Genomic DNA, 4,824 nt, shown 5'->3' on the forward strand with positions numbered 1-4,824 from the left:
ATTGAATGTCATCCGTTGGCATCCCAAGGAGATTGTTTTGGCCCTCGTATCAACGCCAGCCTCACTGGAGCAAGCCCTCCCGGCCACACTGGATAACGCCGAAGTTCTCCGCATCCGTAATGATTTCCCGGTCCTGGACCAGCTCGTCAACGGACGGCCACTGGTTTATCTGGACTCCGGGGCAACCTCACAGAACCCCCTCAGCGTCATTGAAGCCGAGCAGGAATTCTATGAGCAGCGGAATGCGGCCGTGCACCGTGGCGCCCACCACCTTGCCGTGGAGGCCACCGAAGCCTTCGAGGACGCCCGGCAGACAGTGGCCGACTTCATTGGCGCCGACTACTCGGAGACCATCTGGACGTCCAACGCCACCGAAGGCCTGAACCTCATCTCCTACACCCTGTCCACAGCGGGACTGTGGGCTGCCCAGGGCCGGGGTGACGCCGGGCTGGCGGACCTCGCCCTGAAGCCCGGCGACGAAATTGTGGTGACCGAGATGGAACACCACGCCAACCTCATTCCCTGGCAGGAGCTGGCGTTCCGCACCGGTGCCACCCTCCGTTACATTCCCATCGATGACGCCGGTAGCCTCCGGATGGACCAGGCCGGGGACATCATCGGAAGCCGGACCAAGGTTCTTGCCTTCACGCACGCGTCCAATGTCCTGGGCACCATCAACCCGGTCCGGGAACTCGTGGCCCTGGGCCGCGCCGTGGGCGCTTTGGTGGTCCTGGATGCCTGCCAGTCGGCACCGCACATGGTGCTGGACGTCAAAAAACTCGATGTGGACTTCGCCGTCTTCTCCGGGCACAAGATGCTCGCCCCCACCGGAATCGGCGTGCTCTACGGCAAGCAGGAACTGCTGGATATCCTGCCGCCCTTCCTGACGGGCGGTTCCATGATCACCACCGTCACCATGGAGCGTGCCGAGTATCTGCCTGCCCCGCAGCGCTTCGAGGCCGGGACCCAGCGCATCTCACAGGCCGTAGCCCTGGCCGCGGCAGCAAACTACCTGACGGAAACCGGGCTGGACCGGATCCACCGGTGGGAAAGCGAACTCGGGGGACGGATGGTGACCGGTCTTGAATCGATTCCCGGCATCCGCGTGCTGGGTCCGGCCGCCGGCAGGGAACGGATTGGGCTTGCAGCGTTCGACGTCGAGGGCGTCCATGCCCACGACGTGGGGCAGTTCCTGGACTCCAGGGGGATCGCCGTGCGTGTTGGCCACCACTGCGCGCAGCCGCTGCACCGCCGGCTGGGGCTGACCGCCACCACCCGCGCCAGCGCCTACCTCTACAACACCACCGATGACGTGGACCAGTTCCTGGATGCCGTGGCCGGCGTACGGGCCTATTTCCGCGCCTAGCCGGAAGATCGAAGGTAACCCATGAGTTTGGACCAGCTGTACCAGCAGATCATTCTCGACCACTCCAAAGCCCGCCACGGCAGCGGCCTCGCCGGAACCGTGGCTCCCGAGGGCGCGTCCACAGGGCAATCCCACCAGCTCAACCCCGTGTGCGGGGATGAGGTGACCCTTCGCCTTGCGGTGGAGGACGGAAAGGTGGCCCAGGTTTCCTGGGACGGGGCGGGCTGCTCCATCTCCATGGCATCGGCCTCGGTGCTCACGGAGCTTGCGGAGGGCATGACCGTGGCGGAACTGCATGAGGTCATTGACAGCTTCCGCGAAGTCCTGCGGTCCCGCGGCAAGATCCACGCCGATCCGGACCTGCTGGGGGACGCCGCGGCGTTTGAAGGCGTTGCCCGGTACGCCGCACGCGTGAAGTGCGCCATGATTTCCTGGGTTGCCGCGGAGGATGCGCTGAACCAGGCGGCCTGATACGCCGGCGCGGATACAAAAAGACCCTCCTCCCCGTGAACTGCGGGAGGAGGGTCTTCCGGTTTAACGCAACTTACCCGAACAGCCCCATGATGCCGATGACGGCCGTGGCGGCTCCCAGCACCATCGAGATGCTGACCAGCACCACGTGGACCGTCAGGAACTTCGTGGCCTTGCCGGCGGCATCGCGCGCACGCGGGTCCTTCATGACCCGGCGCAGGAACTGCGGCCAGACCACCAGGGACCAGACGCCGGCCACGATCAGGACCAGGGCAGCGAAAACGGGCAACTCCACGGAACTAGTGGCTTTCCAGCCAGGCCTGCGCCTGCTTGGCCTGCAGGTTCAGGGCCTTGGCCACCATGGGCTCGGCAGCGTCTGCGATTTTGCCGCCCAGGAACGGCACGGAGGACTTGACCTCGCCTTCGAGCTCAACGCGGGTTCCGCTGGCCTCAGCCACCAGCCGCTGCACAGCGGTGACGTCCACGGGTGCGCCCGCGATCTTGAGGGAGATGTTGCTCTGCCGGGAGCCGTCCGCGGCGGGAGCGGCCCAGCTTTCCACCTGGGTCACCTTCAGGTGCTCGCCCACGAACTTGCGGGCGAATTCGGGAAGGCGGGTGGTGGGAAGGGTCCGCACCGACGTGGCGCTGAACGCACCGGCGACGTCACCGTCAACGGTGAAGGATTCCAGGTTGCCGCCCACCAGCTGGCTGACGTGGCGCTGGAAATCCTCGTTCACCAGGACAGCTGCAACGCTGTCGACGGAGTGCGGAAGGGTGGTGGTAGCGCTCAGGGCCATGGGTCCTCCTGGGACATTGGGGAACGGATTTAACTCAAAACATCCTACGGTGTCCCGGCCGGGCGCTCCGCATCGACGAGCTTTTGCGCGGCCCCGGTGATGTTCCGTGCCATGGCCGGGAAGATGAGGCTGTGGAACGGCAGGACGGCCAGCCAGTACAGCCGGCCGCTCAACCCCTTGGGGAAGAAGATGGCCCGTTGCCGGTAGCGGCTGCCGGTTCCGTCGGGTTCCACGGACAGCTCCAGCCAGGCCCGCCCGGGCGCCCGCATCTCGGCACGCAGCCGCAGCAGCCGGCCGCGGTCGATCCGTTCCACCCGCCACCAGTCCACCACTTCGCCGATGGCCAGTGTGTGGGGATGCCGGCGTCCGCGGAGCAGTCCGGCGCCTCCGGTCAGTTTGTCCAGCCACCCGCGCACCTGCCAGGCAAGGGGCAGCGAGTACCAGCCGTTCCGGCCGCCGATGCCTTCGATGACGGTCCACACATGGGCCGGGTCAACGTCGCCGTGGAACGTCCGTTCGTCGATGTACACCTTGTGTCCGGCCCAGTCAGGGTCGCTCGGCAACGGGTCCGATGCCACGCCGGCGTTGGCCCAGGTGGTGACCACCTGGCCGTCCCGTTCCTTGCCCAGCGCCAGGGCGACGGCGGTCCGGTAGGGGGTCAGGCCGCCGTCGGGCTGTGGCACGTACTGGTCGATGTCATGTTCGTTGGACACGGCGTCATGTTGCAGGGATTGGACCAGCGGTACCGCCATGGAGAGCGGGATGGGCGTGGTCAGTGCCACCCACATGCCTGCCAGCTTCGGCGCCGGGACGGGCAGCGCCAGCACCACCCGGTAGGGCAGGCCAGCTTCCGCGGCGTACTCCTTCATCATCCCCGCGTAGGTGAGCACCTGCCGGCAGCCGACGTCGAACGTCCGGTTGATCGGCCCGTCCAGCGACGCCGCGGCCACCAGGTAGTACAGGACGTCGCGCACGGCGATGGCCTCGATCCGGTTCCGCACCCAGCTGGGTGCGGGCATCAGGGGCAGCGTTTCGGAAAGGTGGCGGATCATTTCGAAGGACGCCGAGCCGGAGCCGATCACCACGCCTGCCTGGAAGACGACGGCGTCCACCGGGCTGTCCAGGAACACCTGGCCCACGGCCTCCCGGGAACGCATATGGGTGGAGAGCTCCACGCCCTTGGGGTGCAGACCCCCCAGGTAGACGATCCGGTCAACGCCGGCGTCCGCGGCTGCCTGGGCGGCGGTCCGGGCCATAGCCTGCTCCTTGGCCTCGAACCCGGCCCCGGCGGCCATGGAGTGCACCAGGTAATAAAAGACGTCGACGCCGGCCAGCGCCGCCCGCAGCGCGTCGCCGTCGTCTAGGCTGCTTTCCACAACCTCCACGTCGTCCCGCCACGGCACCCCGGCGATCTTGTCAGGGGAACGCACCAGCACCTTGACGCTGTGGCCTGCCTCCAGGAGCTTGGGCACCAGCCGGCCGCCGATGTAGCCGGTGGCGCCGGTGACCAGGACGGTTTTCGGTGACGCCTGCAGTTTTTTGCTTTCGGTCATGCCTGTCTCCTTTTCGTCCCCAGCAGTTCGGAGCCGAAGCCACTGTGGACGGGGCTCCGGTTGCCTGGCCGGTGTGGCCAGCCTAGCCGCCACATCCGGTGGAGGCTTTCCGGATCCGGCCACAGCCATGTCGCCGGTGCGCGGTAGGCTGGGGGTACCCGGGATTCGCAGCGAATTTCGGGTTTTCGCGTTGCCTGCGATCCATGAACACCACAGGAGCTTCTGCCATGAGCCTTCCCGGCCCGTCCACCGCCGGCCAATCCACCCCAGGCCCGTCACTGGACGGCCTGCGCCGCGTACTCGCCACGGACCAGACCTTCGCCCGCGTCCGGGCCGAGGCCGCCCGGGGATTTTCCGTCCGGGGCCAGGACTACCAGATCAGTGCACCTGCCGGGCTGCGGGCCGTACTGCTCGCCGAAATGGCGGACGGGCTGACGGCCGCCACGGCAGAACAGCCCGGTGGCGCAGAGCCCGGCGTGGTGCTGGCCGTCACCGCCACGGGCCGCGAAGCCGAGGACCTGGCCGCCGCCCTACGCGCCTACCTGCCGGCTGACGCGGTGGCGGAGTTCCCCAGCTGGGAGACCCTCCCGCACGAGCGCCTCTCGCCGCGCTCGGACACCGTGGGACGCCGGTTGTC

Annotated in this window: 5 protein-coding genes and 1 pseudogene; 3 read left to right on the forward strand and 3 right to left on the reverse strand. The window is 67.4% G+C overall.

The genetic code is table 11. The annotated features are described in order from the left end of the window. Positions 1-37 precede the first annotated feature (37 nt). Complete coding sequence (locus tag P2Q66_RS04345) at positions 38-1,366, forward strand: SufS family cysteine desulfurase (protein ID WP_275725896.1); 1,329 nt, start codon at positions 38-40, stop codon at positions 1,364-1,366. 21 nt (positions 1,367-1,387) lie between these two features. Beyond that, complete coding sequence (sufU, locus tag P2Q66_RS04350) at positions 1,388-1,837, forward strand: Fe-S cluster assembly sulfur transfer protein SufU (protein ID WP_079595646.1); 450 nt, start codon at positions 1,388-1,390, stop codon at positions 1,835-1,837. 73 nt (positions 1,838-1,910) lie between these two features. Here the strand turns inward: sufU and P2Q66_RS04355 are convergent, their stop codons facing one another. From P2Q66_RS04355 to P2Q66_RS04365, 3 genes are read right to left on the reverse strand one after another with little or no spacing between them, the layout of a single operon-like run. Further along, entirely contained in the window at positions 1,911-2,132 is a 222-nt protein-coding gene (locus P2Q66_RS04355; protein WP_079595645.1) for a hypothetical protein, read from the reverse strand. A 4-nt stretch (positions 2,133-2,136) separates the two neighbouring features. Next, positions 2,137-2,634 (reverse strand): DUF2505 domain-containing protein, encoded by a 498-nt coding sequence (locus tag P2Q66_RS04360; protein WP_079595644.1) that lies wholly within the window; start codon positions 2,632-2,634, stop codon positions 2,137-2,139. 44 nt (positions 2,635-2,678) lie between these two features. Then, entirely contained in the window at positions 2,679-4,187 is a 1,509-nt protein-coding gene (locus P2Q66_RS04365) for an SDR family oxidoreductase (protein ID WP_275725900.1), read from the reverse strand. A gap of 227 nt (positions 4,188-4,414) precedes the next feature. Here P2Q66_RS04365 and P2Q66_RS04370 point away from each other — a divergent pair. After that, a pseudogene (locus P2Q66_RS04370) lies at positions 4,415-4,824 on the forward strand (transcription-repair coupling factor); the annotation flags it as partial.

This window comes from Arthrobacter sp. Cr_A7 (assembly GCF_029222765.1).
Lineage (GTDB): Bacteria > Actinomycetota > Actinomycetes > Actinomycetales > Micrococcaceae > Arthrobacter.